This is a genomic window from Saccharobesus litoralis (genome assembly GCF_003063625.1).
GTDB classification, from domain to species: Bacteria; Pseudomonadota; Gammaproteobacteria; order Enterobacterales; family Alteromonadaceae; genus Saccharobesus; species Saccharobesus litoralis.
In genome coordinates this window covers 1,151,168-1,171,233 of record NZ_CP026604.1, presented here as the reverse complement: position 1 = coordinate 1,171,233, position 20,066 = coordinate 1,151,168, and the positions used below count along the sequence as shown (strand labels likewise).

At 42.1% G+C, this 20,066-nt stretch carries 7 protein-coding genes; all 7 read left to right on the top strand.

Annotated elements, in window-relative coordinates; all coding sequences use genetic code 11:
- The first annotated feature begins 270 nt into the window (after positions 1 to 270).
- The 7 genes from C2869_RS04240 to C2869_RS04210 all read left to right on the top strand — a co-directional run bounded on the left by C2869_RS04240 (position 271) and on the right by C2869_RS04210 (position 19,996).
- The gene (locus C2869_RS04240) at positions 271 to 11,856 is read left to right on the top strand and encodes a non-ribosomal peptide synthetase (protein WP_159084028.1); all 11,586 of its coding nucleotides are present in this window, start codon (positions 271 to 273) and stop codon (positions 11,854 to 11,856) included.
- A gap of 42 nt (positions 11,857 to 11,898) precedes the next feature.
- The gene (locus C2869_RS04235; RefSeq protein WP_108601768.1) at positions 11,899 to 14,472 is read left to right on the top strand and encodes an efflux RND transporter permease subunit; all 2,574 of its coding nucleotides are present in this window, start codon (positions 11,899 to 11,901) and stop codon (positions 14,470 to 14,472) included.
- Entirely contained in the window at positions 14,465 to 15,379 is a 915-nt protein-coding gene (locus C2869_RS04230; RefSeq protein WP_108601767.1) for an outer membrane lipoprotein-sorting protein, read from the top strand. Before C2869_RS04235 ends, C2869_RS04230 begins: the two co-directional genes overlap by 8 nt.
- A gap of 100 nt (positions 15,380 to 15,479) precedes the next feature.
- Positions 15,480 to 16,559, top strand: a complete 1,080-nt coding sequence (locus C2869_RS04225) for a threonine aldolase family protein (RefSeq protein WP_159084027.1) — start codon at positions 15,480 to 15,482, stop codon at positions 16,557 to 16,559.
- A gap of 14 nt (positions 16,560 to 16,573) precedes the next feature.
- Positions 16,574 to 17,524, top strand: coding sequence for an ABC transporter ATP-binding protein (locus tag C2869_RS04220; protein ID WP_108601765.1), 951 nt, complete (start codon positions 16,574 to 16,576; stop codon positions 17,522 to 17,524).
- Positions 17,517 to 18,599 carry an ABC transporter permease gene (locus tag C2869_RS04215; RefSeq protein ID WP_108601764.1) on the top strand — a complete coding sequence of 361 codons (1,083 nt, stop codon included), beginning with the start codon at positions 17,517 to 17,519 and terminating at the stop codon, positions 18,597 to 18,599. The genes C2869_RS04220 and C2869_RS04215 overlap by 8 nt, the downstream gene beginning before the upstream one ends.
- Entirely contained in the window at positions 18,593 to 19,996 is a 1,404-nt protein-coding gene (locus tag C2869_RS04210) for a DUF1302 family protein (protein ID WP_108601763.1), read from the top strand. Before C2869_RS04215 ends, C2869_RS04210 begins: the two co-directional genes overlap by 7 nt.
- The last annotated feature ends 70 nt before the right edge of the window (positions 19,997 to 20,066 follow it).

Here is a 20,066-nt window from a genome sequence, read left to right as displayed (position 1 = left end):
GTTTCTAGTTCCAGACGAAACCTAAGTACCTACATCCATGTAGGCAAAGCCGTCAAGCTTCGAGACCCCATGAGCATATGCTCTACTATGTGATTGGGGCTGCCTAAAGGGATTTAGGTAGTAGGACGACGCAGGAGCCAAAGTCGAGAGTAAGCGCTGACAATGAACCATAAGGCCTGAGCGAGAAGACTATAGGAAAAAATGTGACTTGATGCTGCATAGCCACCCCTTTGGGTTATGCGCATCTTCAAAATAGTTAGCCGGACGCTTATGAACGACAGCAAGAAAAAAAATAAAGCCCTAGATATTTATGGTTTATCGCCTTTGCAGGCAGGTATGCTATTTGATCATCTTCATCATTCTGGCAACGAGGATCATATTACTCAAGGTGTGTTGCCAATTGAAGGAGACATCAATCCAGACTGGTTAGAGCAAGCATGGCAAGTACTCGTCGACAGGCATGACGCCCTGCGCACCGTATTTGTACACAATGATATTAAGAAACCTAAGCAGGTCGTTGTTGAATTTAGAACCGCTAAGCTGAACTATATTGATTTAACGACAGAAGAGTTATCGGCTGCAGAAACGTTACAACGTTGCCAAGCTATATATCAAGTCGATTTGACTACGCCGTTTAACTTTATGAAAGATATGCTATTACGTATGTCTTTGATAAAAACGGCAGCGCAACGTTATCAGCTGGTGATCACTAACCATCACATTATTCTGGATGGTTGGAGCTTAAGTATCTTGCTGGACGAATTAATCGAATGTTATTGGGCTATTCAACATAATACAAAGCCAGAGTTAGCGCCGCCAGTTGCGTTTAAACACTATATTCAATGGGTGACTAAAGCTAATAAGACCGAAGCTTTGGCTGAATTTAAATCCATGTTTGCAGGTTATGGTGCTATTGCTGAGTTACCTAAATTGCAACAGGTACAAGCAGATCTTAAGCAAAGTAATCAGGAGCAAACCCAAGGTCAAACGGCTACTAAAACCGCTTCGCAAAGCATTGAATATCAACTAGCTAGTGAACTGAGTCGTCAACTTGAAGCGAAAAGCCAACGCCTAGGCATCACCAACAATATTTTAATTCAAGCTGCTTGGGCAATATTGATCCAAGGCTTAACTGGCAAAACGGATGTCTGTGTTGGTAATGTTGTGTCGGGACGTAATCCAGATATTAAGCAAGTGGAAAATATGGTGGGTATGATGATCAATACCTTACCATTGCGTATCCAACTGGATAAATATCAAGATCTACAGACCTTGCTTGAGGCAATGCAAGCGCAAGCCAAAATACTCGAAAAGCACAGTTATATACCACTGGCGGACGTACAAGCTCAGCAAAGAGCTAATCACCTGTTATTTGATCATTTACTGACATTCGAAAACTATCCAATTGATGCCAGCTTGTTTGCGGGCAAATATGCTGATCTTGGTTTTGTGATCACTGAGCGAGATGGTTTGGATCAAACCAGTGTCGACTTTAATTTAACGATTTTTCCGGGCGAGCAATATCAGTTTCTGTTTGACTTTAATCCGGCTCTTTACGCTGTTGACTTAGTGCAGAGTCTTGGCGGTGCGTTAGAGTTGATCTTGCGTATTATGGTGACAGCGCCGCAAGCGCAAGTTAACTTGCTTGCTGGCAAAGTGAATGATTATTTTAATTCTAAGCAGTTAATTGAAAAATGTGAAAATAACAGCTGTGAAAATAACAGCAACAACCAAGTAGAACTTGATGGTTTCTCTGTTGATTTAAACAAAATCCAAAGCTTAGTCAACTCGATTGATGGGGTGATTACCTCGGAAACTTGTTTGCTAGATTATCAAGGCAAGCCGCAGTTATGTTGTTTTTATCTTGCCGGTCAAGAACTGGATGTCGCAGCGTTAATTCAACCCTATTTGCCGCGCTATGCTGTGCCTAAGCATATTGTTGAAGTCGATTTTATTCCCTATTGTCAGGATGGCCAAACAATCGACCAAGCCGCACTGGTTAAAATATTAGAGTCAACGCAAACTGATTTAACCCAAGATCAACAAGTCGTACTTGAGCAAATGCATGGCCTGTGGTGTGAATTGTTACACAGAGATTCTGTTGATTATAACGCCGACTTTTTTGAGCTCGGAGGTCATTCTATTATGGCAATGACCTTGGTTAATTTAGCGAAAAAGCAATACAGTTGGCGTTTAAATATTAGTGATATTTTTCAAAATCCGACTATTAATAATTTAGTGGCTAAATTGACCACTAAAGCACAAGAAAAAGCCAGCGTTAATAGCAGTAATATATTTGCTAGCTTGCCGATTATTAAAGCTGATAATTTGGCTTTTTATCCAACATCATCGCAGCAGCAGCGTTTATATTCATTACAAGCCTTAGAGCCGCAAAGTACCGCGTATAATATGCCTGACGTGTTTGAGATAAATGGCTATATTGACGCAGATAAACTGCAACATGCTTTTGAACTCACTATACGTAAACACAAAATTTTACGAAGTTGTTTTACCTTGCAAGACGGTGAAATCGTTCAGCAAATTCGTCCACAAATTAACTTTGTCTTGCCGCAGCGGCAAGTGGCTAACGACGCTCAAGCGTTAAGCTTATTAGACGACTTTATTCAACCGTTTGATTTAAACCAAGATACCTTGGTGCGCGCGCAACTTGTCGTTACTCATGATAGCAGCAAGACTTGGTTATTATTGGATATGCATCATATCGTGACCGATGGTGCCTCGGTTGAGTTGCTTATAAAAGACTTAGCGGTTGCTTATCAACAGGGTGACTTAGAACCGAGCGAACTGCATTATCATGATTACTGTGTTTGGCAGAAACAACCAGCCAATCAGCAAGTTTTTGCACGTCAGCAGTATTATTGGCTTAAGCAATTTAAAACGGGTATTCCGGTACTCAATCTGCCCTATGCGCAAGCCCGTCGGCCGGTATTTCAATATCAAGCCGCTCATTATCAAACGCAATTTAGTGACGAACTTGGTGCTACTATTCGTCAGTTCTGCCAGCAGCAACAAGTCACGCCAGCTATATTTTTTATGGCTTGTTATCAAGCTTTGTTAAGCCGTTATAGTGCAGCTGATGAAGTGGTGGTGGGCACGCCGGTAACAGGGCGTAACCATAGTGATTTAAGCCAGATTGTGGGTATGTTGGTTAATACTTTGCCAATCAAAACTCAGTTAGATGCAAGTACTAACTTTGTTCAATACCTAAATCAGGTTCAGCAGGTTATGCTTGCTGGGTTTGATAATCAAAACTATCCGCTGGAAACTTTGATTAATGAGTTGGATCCGCCGCGTGATTTAAGCCGTAACCCTTTGTTTGATTGTATGTTTGTTTACGAGTTGCAAGCCGCTCAAATGCAGGATCTAGGACAAGCTAAATTTACCGCGTTAGACAGCCACAACCCAGTCGCAAAATTTGATTTGCTACTAGCGATAACCGAGTTAGATGCTAGCACGGGCTTTAATTTATTTATTGAGTATGCAACACCACTATTTGATGCTGAAGCTATTAAGAGCTTTGCCCAGCATTTAGTTAACTTTGTCAGTCAAGTGATTGCGCAGCCGCAAACGCTGATCAACCAAGTTAAATTTTTGGCAGAAAACGAAACCAAGCGCTTAGTTGCTGAATTTAATCCGATTTCTCAACCCTTGCCATTTAGCGATATTGTTAGCCAGTTTAATGCCGTGGCCGCCAAGTTTAGCCATTTACCGGCAGTGGTGTATCAAGAGCAATCTTTAACTTATGCTGAATTGGATATTGCCTCGGCAAATGTCGCTAAAAACCTGTTAGCTAATGGCGTTAATAAAGGTGACGTGGTAGCCCTAATTATGGGGCGTAGCACCAATATGATTGCCGCTATTCTGGGTGTTGTACGAGCTGGTGCTGCTTATGTGCCGCTTGGCGCTGATTACCCGCAAGAGCGTATTCAAGTCATATTAAATGAGCTTAATGCTGAACGTATTTTATACAGTAGTGACGTAGCTGATGCTGTGTCCGCTTATGTTGATACTTGCTTGTGTTTGGACGTTGCACAATTAATCAATAGCTCGCCTGTTGATGTTGAATTGCCCGCCATTAAATCCGATGACTTGGCCTATGTTATTTATACATCGGGCAGTACCGGCAAACCGAAAGGCATAATGATAGAGCACAGATCTGTGGTTAACCTTGGTTTGTATTTTTCGAGCTTATTTAGTGCTGGCGATAATATCACGCAATTTGCACCTTATACCTTTGATGCTTCGGCAGGTGAGATTTTCACCACTTTATTGAATGGTGCTTGTTTACATGTATTGCCAATGTCGGTGATCGCCAACCCTGAGTTATATGCAGAATATTTGGTTGAGCGTGCTATTCATTTTACGGCTTTACCGCCGCCGTATTTAGCTAACGTCGACTTTAGCCAAGCCAAAGATTTAAAAGTATTGCTGGCTGCGGGTTCTTCGTCTAACCCTGAAATCATCGACAAGCTTAAAGACCAGCTGGTTTATGTTAATGCCTATGGGCCAACTGAAACCACAGTGGTATCTACCGAATGGCGTAGTGATCGCGATTTGATCGCCAGTAATTGTATTGGTAAACCTATTACCAATACTCAGGTATATATTTTAAACAAGGCAAATCAGTTACAACCGATTGGGGTTGAAGGGGAAATTTGTATTGGTGGCTTGGGTGTTGCGCGTGGTTATGTTAATGAGCCAGAAAAAAACGCCAGCCAGTTTATTAGTGATAGTTTTAGTGATGTTTTACCGCAAAACAAAGGCCTGATTTATAAAACGGGCGATATGGGTAAATGGACGGCGGATGGCAATATTATTTTCCTGGGTCGGGTTGATGATCAAGTCAAGATCCGTGGTTTTCGTATTGAAATAAGCGAAGTTAACTTTCATCTTGAACAACATAAGGATATTAGTCAGGCCTATGTTGTTGCAGGTCAAGATGCGCAAGGTAATGCCTATTTAGCTGGTTATTATACTTTGCTGGCGGGTGCTAAGGTTAGCAACCAGCAAATTCGCCAGTTTATGCTAAAACAATTGCCAGATTATATGGTGCCAGCTTATTTACTGGAGTTGGATGCGTTCCCTATTAATCGCAATGGTAAAGTCGATAAACAGGCGTTGCCCGATCCACAAAGCGTATTAGCGCAGCAAGCCGACTTACAAGTAGCGGCTGAAACTGTTGAGCAGCAGGTATTGGTCGATGCTTGGCAAAAAGTGCTTAATCTGCAAGCCATCAGCATTACCGATAACTTCTTTAGTTTGGGTGGCGACTCAATTAAAGCCATTCAAATAGCAGCACATTTAAATACCCTAGGTTACAAGTTGGAAGTCGGTTTGCTATTTCAATTTCCGACCATCGAAGCTTTGGCTGAGCATATTGAGTTAAGCCATCAAGCTATCGACCAACAAGCGGTTACGGGCACCTATCCGTTTACGCCGATCCAGCATTGGTTTAGTGAACAAGCGTTTAGTCAGGCACATCATTGGAATCAATCTGCTTTATTGTCTGCTGACAATATAGAGCTGGCTGCGGTTGAACAAGCAATGCAGTCCATCTTGGCCCATCATGATAATTTGCGGGCTATTCCTGACTTTGCTAACCAGCAAATGCATATTATGCCAGTGGAGCAATGCCAGCTGAGCGTGAAGTTGTTTGAGTTGGATGCGACAAACGATCAGGATGTCAATCAGCAATTAGAAACAATTGGTCAACAAGTTCATGCCAGCCTAGATTTTCAGCGTGGTCCCTTAATGGCGGTAGCCCTGATTAAGTCACCAGAGGGCGCATCCGCAGTACAAGATTATTTGCTAATTTCTATTCATCACATTTTGGTTGATGGTGTGTCGTGGCGCATTTTATTTGATGACTTTAAGCAAGCTTATGCTGATGTATTAGCCAATAAAGCCATTCAATTGCCAAACAAAACCCATTCTATGCAGTATTGGGCAGAGCAACTTAAAACTTATAGTTTGGATAGTCAGGCTCGTAGTGAATTAGCCTACTGGCGTAATGTGTGTAATAGCAAAACAACCGAACCGCTATTTAACCCAAGTGATGAGCAATGCGAAAAGCAAGGCGCTGCTAGTACTAGAGGTAAGTTAGGCGATTTAGCTAATGTCACTCAGCAATTTGCCCCTGAGTTTACGGGAACTTTTATCAGTGCTGCCCACCAAGCTTTCAATACTGATGCCAATGATTTGTTATTAACCGCTTTAGCCGCCGCTGTTGGCAAGGTTAGTGGTGTTGGTCATTTCCTAGTTAACTTAGAAGGACATGGCCGCGAAGCTTTAGGTTTTGCTGCTGACATCAGCCGCACTGTAGGTTGGTTTACCTCGGCTTACCCAGTGCGACTGACAACGCGAAACGTTGAGGTAGCTAATAATAACCTTAGCAATGATAAGCGCGTGATTGAACATTTATTAACGACGAAAGAGTCACTGCGCCAGATCCCAAATAAAGGTATTGGCTTTGGCATTTTGCGTTATTTAAGAGCTCTAAATTCTGACTCTGAATTTACCACTGACTCTGCTAGCAATACGCCAGTAAATAACGGGTTCTATGCTGAGTTAAAGGCCGAGCCGCAAATTAGTTTTAACTATCTAGGTGAGTTTAACCTAGATGCTGAAGAGTCAGGCCTACAGGTTTCTGATAAATCGACTGGTTTTGAAATGAGCGCAGAAAGTGAAGCCATCTGTGCGCTCAATATCAATGGTTCAATTTTTAATAACCAATTGTCATTTAGCTGGGATTACGATCCAACTCAAGTGAGTCAACAGTGGATAGATGCGGTAGCAGAGGCATTTTCAACAGAATTACAGGCTATAGTGGCACTGTGTTGCGCTCAAGAACAAAGCCTACGCACGGCATCTGACTACAGTGCATCAGGACTAGACGCTTACGAATTAGATCTTATTGGCCAGCAATACCCACAGCAGCAGATTGAAGACATTCATAATCTGACGCCTATGCAAGCCGGCATGTTGTATCACTATGTGTTGGATGCTAGCCGTGGCGATTATTTGATCCAGAATGAAGTAATTATTCGCGGTGAAGTCGAAGTTGAGCATCTGAAAAGTGCTTTTCAAACGATTAATGCCCGTCATCAAGCTTTACGCACCGCGGTATTACATGATGGTTTTAAACAACCACGCCAAGTGATTTTACGTGAGCGGCAAATGCCGTTTGTCTTTTTTGACATTAGTGATTTAAGCAAGCAATCGCAACAAGATTATATTGAAAACTTTAAGCTGGAAGACTGGACGCGAGGCTTTAATTTAGCGACTGATAATTTAACTCGAGTTGCTGTACTAAAGCTTAAACAACAAGAATACCGCCTGATTATGCTTAGCCATCATATTATGATGGATGGCTGGTGTATTGGTGCTGTCTTTAGCGAGCTAATGGAGCTATATCAGGCCAATACTCAGCACATGGCAGCTGATTTACCTCAAGTGTATCACTACAGTGATTACTTAAGTTGGCTTGCCGAGCAAAATCAGCCTGCGGCACTTAATTATTGGCGCAAGCAATTAGGCGATTTTGCGCAAGTCTCTCATGTTCCTTTTATTGAGCATCAAACTAGTGAGGTAATTGCTAAGCCAATTAAGGATGAAATAGCCAAGTCAAATGAAGATGATTACCTAGTTAAGCAACAAGTTTTGCGCTTAGCGCCAGAGCAAACTCAACAACTAGAGCAATGGGCGGCAACACAAGGGGTTACGTTAAACACGGTAATGCAAACCCTTTGGGCATTGCAGTTAGCTAACTATAACGCTAGCTCTGATGTGGTATTTGCGAATGTTATTTCTGGCCGGCCAACTGAGCTTATCGGTGCCGATCAAACCATAGGCTTATTTGTTAATACGATTCCATTACGGGTGCAATTAAGCGCCGATGATAGCTTTGTTGATACAGCTCGCGCTATTCAAGCGGATTTTAAACAAGGTGAAGCCAAAGGATTTGTTGGCCTTAACCAAATAAAAGATCAGGCGTCTTTACCGGCCGATTGGTTGGATCATATTTTCGTATTTGAAAACTATCCAGTTGGAGTGGTTGAAGACGAAGCTGATCAAGCCTTACAAATCGAAATGCTTGGTGGCAAAGAGCAGGTTAACTACGACTTTAATATTGTCGTTGTGCCGGGCGAGTCACTGGAAGTTCGTTACTCATATAATGGTAATCGCTTTAGTCAACAGAGCATTATTAATATTCAAAGTCATTTACAGCAAATGCTCAATAGATTGCTCAACGCCATTAGCGAGCAAACAACCTTGTTGTGCAAAGATCTGCAATTGCTGAGTCACGCGCAAATTAATGAATTAGTTAGTTTAAATGCCAGTCATTACGACTATCCGGCAGGACAAAGCATAGTCTCTTTAATTGCCCAACAAGTGGTAAAAACGCCAAATGCGATAGCCTTACATTTTGCTGATCAGCAAATGACGTATCAGCAGCTTTGGCAACAGGCTGGCGATTTGGCTGTTGAATTACGCGCAAAATTGCATGTAACACCGGATGCCGTTATTGGCTTGATGACTGAGCGTTGCCAACAAATGATGGTGAGTATTTTAGGTATATTACGCGCGGGTGCGGCTTACTTGCCGTTAGATCCTAAATTGCCGGATGATCGTGTAAGTTACATGCTGAGCAATGCTGATGCTATTGCGCTTATTACTTCACGACCTATGGCGGCCGCCAATATATTTAACGGGCAAATTTTCGATATACAACGGCAGATCCCGAGTGTTGGTGAGCGTTTAGCGAGTTTATTACCGCAAGTCACACCTGCGCAGCTGGCATATGTTATTTATACCTCTGGTTCGACAGGCCGCCCTAAAGGGGTGATGGTAGAGCATCAATCTATTATTAACCGTTTACAGTGGATGGCGCGCAGTTTTGCATTGACTGAGCAAGATGTCTTTTTGCAAAAAACGGCATTCACCTTTGATGTTTCGGTTTTTGAATTGTTTGTGCCTTTCATTTGCGGGGCTAGCTTGGCTCTACCTGAAGTGGGAGCGGAAAAGCAGCCTCAAGCCTTGCTACAAGCAGTACAAAAATGGCAAGTCAGTATTATCCATTTTGTACCGTCAATGCTAAATGCTTTTACCCAGTATATGGCGCAAGGCTTAGCTCATAACGCAGGACAAAACGCCGGACAAAACGGACATTTGGCAGATGACATTCAGCGGGCAACCAGCAGCCTCAAATTTATGCTTTGTAGTGGCGAGGCCTTAACAGTAGCCGATAAAAACTTGGCTTTTAGTGTCTTGCCTAATGTTGCGATACACAATTTGTATGGGCCGACAGAAGCGGCTATCGAAGTGACAGCCAGTCAGGTTTACCCTGAAGATACCAAGGTGACGATAGGTAAGCCGATTGACAATTGTCACTGCTTTATTCTTGACCCATTAGGACGATTTGTCCCGCACGGCGTTGTTGGTGAGTTGTGTTTAGGCGGTATTCAAGTTGCACGTGGGTATATCAATAACCCGCAACTGACAGCGGAGCGTTTTGTTGAGCTTGAACAACTGGCTATGCGAGTTTATAAAACTGGCGATTTAGTTAATTTTGATGCTAACAATGAAATTGTTTATAGCGGTCGACTAGATTTTCAGGTCAAAGTTCGCGGTTTTAGAATTGAAATTGCAGAAATAGAGCAAGTTTTACAAAGCCATGCCAATGTTTGTTCAACTTTGGTTAAGACGATTAAGCTTAACGATGCAACCCAAGCATTAGTGGCTTATTACACTTGTAATCATCCGGTTGACGCTTTGGTATTCAATGATGAACTGGCAAGCATGCTGGCTAAGCAATTACCCGATTATATGGTGCCATCTTTCTTCATTAAAATGGATGAAATGCCGTTAAATATCAGCGGTAAAATCGACCGTAAACAATTACCGGATCCTTTATATCAAGAGCCAGAACGAGAATTTGTCGCGCCTGAGACAGAAACTGAACAGTTAATTCTTGATACTTGGTTAGAAGTGCTAAACCGTGACGGTATAGGCGTGACGGATGCTTTTGACCAAATTGGCGGTCATTCGATAAATGCGATTGCGATCGCATCTAAGTTAAGTAAACAAAAAGATCTGCCAGTTAGTCTGGTTGATATTTTCCAATACCCAAGCGTACGGCAGTTAGCTCAGTTAGTCGATCAGCGTGTTGCGCAAGGTAGCTGCCAAGTAATGCCAGAGCAAAACCAACCACTCGTTAGTCAGAGCATAGATATTGATGCGTTATTTGCTGAAACTTTGACAATGTTTACACATTTCAACGCTAGCATATGTCAAACATCTTCGTCCGTTGAACAATTCGCGCTAAGCGCTGTACAGCAAAAACATCTTAGTTTGGCTGACAGATTATCGGGCGGGGTTTTGGATTTAGGTTACACCCCTGATAGTGAAGCGTTAATAAAAGCGGTGCAGTTTACGGTTGCAGAACAGCAATTATTAACCAGTATTCTGGTGACGGATAAAGCAGACGAGTTACAAAAGGCCAGTTGGCATTATTACCCAACGGTTCTTGACTCTTCCGGTGGCGAATCAGCTATGTTGCAATTAGGCGCTCAAGATAGTGCTAAAGACATTGAAAAAGACCGCCAGCCTAGAATTGCTGTGCCTTATCTGGATTTAGCCAATGTTACTGAACAACAAAAACACAGTTTGTTGACGAGAATCGCCCAGTACGTTGGATCTGAACTCGGTAAGTGTTTTGTGCAAGGTTATATCGCTGAAAATAGCACAGCTCAAGACTACAATTTACCTTATTACTTGCTCGTGGTGAAAATGGCGACAGGACAGCATCAATTATTATTTGCGGCTGACCACTTAATTACAGATGCTAGAAGTTTAGATGTTATACGCGCTCGGGTGCAAACCTTATATGGCGAGCTGGCAAACGATAAACAACTTGGTGTTGTGACTAAAAGTGATCCTAGTCGCAGTACTAATAAGGGTAAAAAACAGCTTAGCTATTTTGACTACGCACTGGATTCTAGCAGGCTCCCAGAGATGGTATCGGCCAGTATGCACAGTTTTGCTGACAAGTTTGCTCAAGCTCAGAATGCTTGGTTGACTTGGGTTGAACAAACTCGCGCTAATCCAAGTTCACATCTTGTTCCGGCGAGTCAACAAGTGCAATTTGTTGTGCCGTTAAATGAGGCCTTAATACATAATTGTGCGCATGACATAACACATGATATCGAACATGACGCGAAGCAACTCAAAGCAGACGATCTCAGTAATGACAATGGCAATGGTTTTACTCGGGCATTGACCTTATTTAGCCAGTTTGCAAAACAATTAACAGGGTTAGATAGGTTACCCATTACCTTGGTGACTGATACTCGTAAATACCATGACCCAGCTTACTATCATGTGGTTGGTGAGTTTTTGGATCATGTGCCAAGCATTTTTGATTGCAGCCAACCATTAACCGAGCAACTAGATTTATTACAAAGTCATTTAGCTCAATCTGTGGGGGCTGGGGTTAACTTCTTTGCTTTGCAATCGGCGTCAATAGTTAAGCAAAATCCAGCGTGGCAGCAAATAAGCCAACTGCTTTATGCACAAAATGCGGCTAATTGTTTATTGCGTTTTAACTATCAAGGGCAATTGCCGGAGATGGCCAATTATGCAAATGACGCTGTCACTAGTTCACTTGAAACTGAGGATAGCAATACGCCTAATCCATCACGGCAACTAGGCGGTTTATTGTGTGAAGTCGCACAAGTCGATGACGAGTTACACATCAGCTTAGAAACTGACCTAGCAATTAATTTAGACACGTTTCAACAAGTCATTGCCGGCTTCTGTCAGCACGACGAAGCCTAATAACACTAAGGAATACAAAATGAATAAGTTTGGAGTTAAGCAATGAAATTATTGGTGACATTGCGAAATTTTTTCGAGCAGGTGCCAGATTGGTCGTTGCGCTATAAAGCGGCAATTTGGACATTCTTTATTGCTGGTACTGTGTTTATGGCTGCCGGTATTAGTAAAATAACCGTTGATACCTCAATGGATTCGGTATTTCCTGAAGGGCATCCTGTACGGGAAAGCTATATCGAGTTTCGCGAGCAGTTTGGTAGCGATAAGGTTTTGAGTATTTTATATCGTGCAAAAGATGGCGATATATTCTCTGAGCAATCACTGAAAACCTTGCATGCCATGCACTATGATTTGGTTGAATATCGTGACAATCCTGAGCTACGGGAAACGTCTGCGTTAAAACATATCGACCAAATTATCGATTTAATCAATGTTAGCTTTTTAGAAAGCAGTCAAGAAACCGTGATGAAATCGCGTCACTTTATTGGTAAGGATCTACCCAATGATCAAGCTGGGCGTGACTTTATCCGTTTTCAAGCCAATGAGCACAAAGACTACCCGAAAACCTTTTTCGACAAGAACAATGAATATGGTTTGATCTTCTTAACCACAGATTTTGGTGCAATTCCCAAAGGATTTGACAAAGATCAGGTGTTTTTTGAAGAAGAAGAATTTGCTCTGGGTAACATGAGCGTTTCAAACGAAAATGCCGTAGTAGAAAAAGTCGAATTTGAAGAAATTGATAACGAAGAGTGTTCTAAGTTTATGGCTGAGATCCGCGCCATATTGGAAAAGCCAGAATACAAACAAGTCTTTGATATTTACTATGTTGGCGATATTGCCATGTACGCCTTCGACCATGATGTAATTGGTCCGGAAGTGGGCATGATTTTCTCATGTACCATTTTGTTATTCTTTGTCATTCTTGCGGTTTTATTCCGCCGTGGTAGTGCGATTGTTTGGGCGTTAGTCATAGATGTCGCAGCGGTTATTTGGTTGATGGGTACCATGGGGTGGGTCGGTACAACCATGAGTGAATTGATTAACCCAATTATTCTTCTTACCTTAATTGTCGGTATTGCCGATTCGGTGCATGTTATTTCGGGTTATATGTTCTCGCGTAAGCTGAACCGCGACCATAGGCAATCATTACGCGCGACTATGCGTAAGTCAGGTGTGGCTTGTTTCTTAACCACGGTAACCACAGGCATAGGGTTTGTTGCGCTATCCTCGGTTGATTTAATTGAATTACGGGTATTTGGTGTGTATGCCGCCGTAGGCATTTTTTGGGCGTTTTTCTTAACCGTACTCATGTTACCGCTTATGCTGGATCTTTGGGCACCAATGAAAAAAGACGCGCAATTTACCGCGTCAGCCATTAGTAAAAGCTCTTTCATTCAAAAAATGTTGGCTAAGGTTAATGCCATTGTTATAGCGCGGCCGAAAACCATAGTTGCGGTTTCTTTTGCATTAATTGTTGTTTTGGTTCCGGGTGTCACTATGGTCAAGGTGGATACTAATCCGATATTAGCGTTAAAAGAAAACACCGAAGTCCGCCAAGCCTTTGAAGTGATGGAAGGCGCGATGAGTGGCAGTCAGAGTATGCATATTTTGATCGATACTAAGGTGTCTGGCGGTATTCGTGATCTGCAAGTGCTGCAAGTGATTGAAGATATGGAGCAGTATGTCATTAATCATGAGTCAGAGTATTTGGTTGACGCTGGCTCTTTACTTATCGCGCTGAAAAATAGTTATAAAGCGGTAAATCATGGCGATTTAACTTACTACCGTATGCCTGAAACTCAGGAACTGGCCAATCAATTATTCTTCTTATTCCAAAACGCCGATCCCGAGTCTAATCGGATGTTGGTGAGTGAAGATTATAGCCTAGCGCATATTGGCATTATTTTGACTAATGAAGGTTCGGCCTCGTATGTGGATGTGATCGCCGATTTAAAAGCTGAAGCGGCGCGCAAGTTTGCCCCGCTCTACGAAAAATACCCTGATATGCAAGTGCAATTTACCGGTGACTTAGCCGTGCAAATGGAAATGTACGACATGATGAGCTGGGCGCAAATCAAGAGTTTTAGCTTAGCCTTTATTATTGTCACCTTAGTGCTGTTGTTACTATTTGGCTCATGGAAATTAGGCTTAATTGCTATGGTGCCTAATGTGATCCCTGTGTTAGTGACATTTGGTTTAATGGGCTGGTTTGGCATACCGCTAGATATTGTCGCCTTGATTATTGCGCCAATTGTGATTGGTATTGTGGTGGATGACACCATTCATTTCTTTACCCATTACAACCTAGTTATGAAAGAAACAGGCGATATTGAAAAAGCGGTTGGCTCAGCTATTCGTGAAGTGGGGCAAGCGTTAATTGTAACAACCTGTACGTTAAGCGGCGGCTTGTTATTTATGATGTACAGCTCGCATATGGGCTTTACTTTCTTAGGTTTATTAGGTGCGGTGGCTATTTTTGTTGCCTTAATCGCTGACTTATTTTTATTCCCAGCGCTATGCCTACTCAGCAAAATTAAACCTAGCCAATCCGTATTAATAGACAACGACAAACAACAAGATGCACAAGAGCAAGGATTAGAAAAAGCATATGAATAAGTTAACTTGGTTTTTAGTCGCAACACTTGGCCTAAGTGCTAGCCATGTTGCCAATGCGGATCAACTTTTACCCGAAGAAATTATGCACAAGGTTTACACCTTATACGATGGTGAAACACGGGTGAGTCGTCAAAGTATTTCAACCTGTAAGTACGGCATTAGTAATCGCAAAATTGCTTGTTCAGAAACGCCGCGTATTAAGGTATCGGAAAGCTACGGCAAAGACTTTGGTGACAACGGTGAAGACGCTAAATCACTCACTGTCTTAATTGAGCCGGCTGCCGAGCGTGGTATTGGTATTTTGCAATATGACTATGGTGATGTGAGTCGCGATTCAGATCAGTGGATATATTTATCGGCTTTAGGTAAACCTAAGCGCGTGGCAACGGGGAATGCGGATGATGAAGATGAGCCAAAAAAAGGTAGTTTGTTTGGCTCTGAATTTTCACTTGAAGACATGGAAAAAGTGCGCCCGAAAGACTACACCTACAGCATTTTGAAAGAGGTTACCTATAACCAACGTCCTTGTTGGATTATTCAAATGACGCCAACTGAAAAACGTGCGCGCAACAGTAATTACAGCAAAATGGTGGTTTGGGTCGACCGTGAGCGTTTTCAAGAATACAAGGTGCAGTATTACGACCGTAAAGGCGTTTACGTAAAACAGAAAACCCAAGTCGGTTGGCAGCAACAAGGTGATATTTGGTATTCACGTAAAACCATAATGAACAACAAAATCACCAAACGCATCTCGATTTTAGATAAAGAACAAATTGTATTTAACGTAGCCATTGATGACGAGTTTCTTACGATCCGTAGTTTGTCAGACGCGGCATTTAGAGAGCGTAATATGGAAGAGTTAAAAGGCCATTTTTCTTACGACAAACTAGTAAAAAATACTGATTAAGTCGGTTGGGATTTTATGTCGGTCTCCGAGCATTGTTCCTGACGCTGCTTGGTCATACCGACATTGCAAAGGCAAATACAACAACAATATGGACAAACAAGTGCAAAACAAAAAGATAGATTTACGCTCAGACACCATGTCTGAGCCGAGCGCTGATATGCTGCCAGACTTAGCCAGCCTAGATTATGGCGTTGACGTGTTTGGCGAAAATGAACAGGTTAATTTATTACAAAACTACGCAGCGGACTTATTTGGTAAACCGGCGGCGTTATTATTTCCTACCGGTGTCATGGCTAATTTAGCGGCTTTGATAGTGCATACCCCAAAAGGCCAAGAAGCTATAGTCGGGAAAAGTTCGCATATTTTTGCCCATGAAGGCGGCAATGCTTCGGTATTAGGCGGTATTCCACTTAAACCCGTTGACGATGAAGGCGGCATTTTTGATTTAAACGAACTGGCTGAAGCAATCAGTGATGGTGCTTTTTTTTCGACCAAAACCGGTTTAATTTGCCTTGAAAATACTCATAACGATAAAGCCGGTATCGCGCATAAACCTGACGCGTTACAGCCTATCTACCAACTTGCCCAACAAAACAATATACCTGTCCATCTTGATGGTGCGCGTTTGTTAAATGCCTGTGCCAAATATGATATAGCGGCAAATAGTTTTGCTAATTGTGCCGACAGTATCATGATTTGTTTAAACAAGGGGGTAGGTGCGCCGATGGGGGCTTTATTAATCGGCGAAACCGATTTTATTGAGCAAGCCAAAGGTATTCGAAAATTACTGGGTGGTAGCTTAAACCAACCTTCAGTTATGGCACACATGGCGCTAAAAGGATTACAAAATTACCAAGCCAAACTCAGTGTTGACAACGCCAATGCAGCAAAATTAGTTGAGCTGTTATCTCCTTATGCGCAGTTTGATGTTAAACCCACTGAACAGGGTACAAACATTGTGTATATCTTTTTGCGCAATCCAGCGAAACCCGCCACTGAGTACATTCCTGAGTTTGAAAAATATGGCGTACATTTGTTGGCGAACCAGATTGCCTATCGTGCGGTATTTCATTCTGGTGTTAGTGCAGAGGATGTTGAGCAAATCGCCCAAGCTTTTGTTGAGATATTTGCCGTTGAGCATCAAGGCCAGCAATTTGTATCAACAAAAGAACAGGGATAGTAGAGGTATTAGCGATGCAATACGCAATTGAAGCGATAGATGTAAAAAAGAGTTACGGCGATTTTCAAGCCGTGAAAGGGGTTAGTTTTCAAATTCCGGTTGGCACTTGTTTTGGTATTTTAGGGCCTAATGGTGCAGGCAAAACCTCGTTGCTCGGTATGATGGAAGGGATCCATAAAATTAGCAGCGGGCAGATTAAAATTCTTGGGTTGGATGTTGCTACCGAGCTGGCGAAAATTCAGCCGTTGCTAGGGGTGCAGTTACAAACCAACAATTACTTTCAATTTTTAAATGTCGAACAGTTGTTAGACTTTTTCCAAGAGCTCCGCGCGGCATCGATTAACAATAAGTATCGAGATAAAAAAGCCATTGACGCCATGCTGGATAAAGTCTCTTTACTGGATAAGAAAAAGGTTAAGGTTGAAGAGTTATCTGGTGGTCAAAAGCAACGTTTGTCGATAGCCATCGCCATGCTAGAAGATCCAAAAATTCTATTTTTAGACGAGCCAACCTCAGCTTTAGATCCACAAAACCGCCGTTATACATGGGACTTTATCGAGCAGATTAAACAAGATAAAGACAAAACCATATTACTCACCACGCACCATATGGATGAAGCAGAGCGTTTGTGTGATGAGTTATTGATTATGGATCACGGCAAAATTATTCAGCAAGGCTCACCGTCTGAGTTAGTCCGTTCACTTAATCGTCATCAAAATATTGTTGTGAAATACAAAAATGGTCAGTTTGATGGCGAATTTGTCAAACATGCCGCAGGTGTGGTTGATCATAAAGATCATGGTGATTCGATTGTGGTCAGTACAGTTAAGTCACTCGAAACAATCAAATCTTTGTTTAATCACGCTGAAGAACGGCAAATTGAAATTACCGAATTTGATGTGCAATTACCGAATTTAGAAGACGTATTTATTTCCAACACGGGGGCAGCGCTGCGCGATGACTAAAACCTGGATTTTCTTTAAGTTACGTATGCTGCAACTGAGATACGATAAAACGGCGTTATTCTTTAGCTATATTTTTCCAGTCATTTTATTAACTGGCATTGGTTACCCAATGGAGTTAATGAATAAAGCGGAAATTAAATTACATTATATTGACCAAGTACAATCCGAAGCCTCGGCTAAGGTGATCCAGTATTTACACGACAATGCCTTAGTCAATTTGATTGTTGATCCTGAACCAGAGGCTTATCAACAGCGACTAAAAGCCAATGAATTAAAGCAATTGTTGTTAATTAAGCCGGCAGACAATACCAATACTAGCACCGGCACCAAGACAGAGTTGGCTTTGGAGTTGGTCACCAATGACGAAGCACAAAATGTGATTGAAAACCAAGCGTTGAACAATGTGGTGAATGCTTACTTTACAAGCCAATCACAACACGTCGCGCAAAAGACGATTTCAGCCGGCTCGGTCACGTCCTATATCACTATTTTATTGCCGGGGTTAATCGGCATGACTTTGCTGATAATAGGTTTAAATGGTTTCGGCGGCGTGTTAATTGAGGAAGGCCATGAAGGCTTGTTCCGTAATATTAAAACGATAGATGCGTCACCTTTACCCTTTTTATCTGGTTTGTTGTTTTCACGCTTAGTGGTGTGTTTTTCGATAGCTTTGTCGCTATTTATGATTGGCATTTTTATGTTCAATCTATCTTGGCAGTTTGATTTATTCCTGTGGCTATTAATTGTTTTACTCGGCAGTTGTGCATTTTTGGGTATCGGTCTGATTATTGCGGTGTTAAGCCCGTCAGTGAACGGTTTTAATGGCATAGTTAATTTTGTGCAGTTGCCGTTTGTGGTGTTTAGTGGGGTGTTTTTCTCGATTAGTGCTTTTCCTGATTGGCTGCAATGGGTAACTCAACTGATCCCATTAACTCACATGAATATCGCCTTGCATGCGGTTATGTTTGATGGCGTTAACATGACTAATGTAGCCGAGATAGGAAAAGAGCTGGCGGTGCTGAGTTTCTGGTGTTTAGCGTCTTTATATATCGGTTGGAAACGCTTCAAATGGTAATGCTTACAAGTAATACTCAAAAGCACAAAGCGCAATTGAGTGTTTTAAGACGTTGGACAGTGCTAGGGCTTGTCTGTTGCTTGCCGACTCAGGCGTTTGCAAATTTAGCATCGGATGATCTCTTTATTGATGAAGATGAGCTAGAAATTGAATCTTTAGATATTGCGATCACCAAGCCACAGACGCCACTTGAAAAGTGGCTGTTAGGCGATAATAAGTTTACTTTGCAACAAGATTTTTCCTATCAACAAGATGCGACAAGCCAAGGCGTACAAACTAATCGCTCGTGGTTGCGTTTGGAATGGAGCAATCTGTATTTCGATCATTTTTTTGTTAAGTTTGACGGCAAAGTCGTCAGTCATTGGATCAATGACAGACAAGCCGAAGCACAAGACGAAGAAATTTATTACCGATTCCCTTTACGTGAGTTATACCTGCAAGCTAGCTGGCAAGATGTCAGCTTCACGTTTGGGCGTCAGGTGGTGATTTGGGGCGAGTCGGAAATAGCGGCGGTGACGGACGTGATCAGCCCACGTAATGTTATCGATTTTTACTTTACTAGCCTTGATGAATCGCGTTTAGGGCAAACCTTGGCTAGCCTTGATTATTACCATGATTATGGTCATTTTACCTTGCTAGCTATTCCTAACCCAAAAACCGATGTTGATCCTGTGCTGGATTCAAATTACGACATAGATGGCTTAGATATTAGTCAGTTTAATTTTCAACGAGACGAGTCAGACCTAACAACTGAATTCGGCTTTCGTTGGAAAAAAGCGGTCGGTATTGGTGACTTTTCATTGATGCTCGCTGATTTGGCTAGTAACGAAGTGCTGTATTTTATTGATGCTAATTCCACCATTAGTGAAAGCAGTGAAGAAGGAGAAAACCGCATTCAACGTTATCCGCGCTATCAATTTATCGGTGGGGCGGCGAACTTGGCTGTGGGTGAAGGCTCATTGGCACTAGAGCTGGCCTATAAAAAAGGCTTAGATTTACAGTCTACTGATCAAGAAATAGGGGTTACCGAGCGAAATACCGTGGAAGTGGCTGCTTCTTATTCATGGGAAATCATGACAGAGCAGACCGTATTTATCGGCGCTTCAAATCAGCATATTGCCGGTAACGTGACTGAGCTGGAAGATCCCTATCAAGATATTAATGATCTATCGTTTGGTTGGACAGGACAGTTTTTGTATCAGCAATTAACGATAAGCTACAACTATCAATATCAATTCCAAGATAAAAATACCATCCATACCCTAAGCAGTCGTTATTCAGTGAGTGACAATTTCTTTCTCAATGCTGAGTTATACCTGTTGAGCGCCGACGATAAGGAAGTATTTTCCTTTTTTGACCAAGACAGTGTGATTTTAAGAGCGGAGTATAATTTTTAGCTTTGGTTTGATATTAGCGTGATAAGTTGGATTTTATTTAATGAATATATTTGAGGGGTTGTGTTTTTTT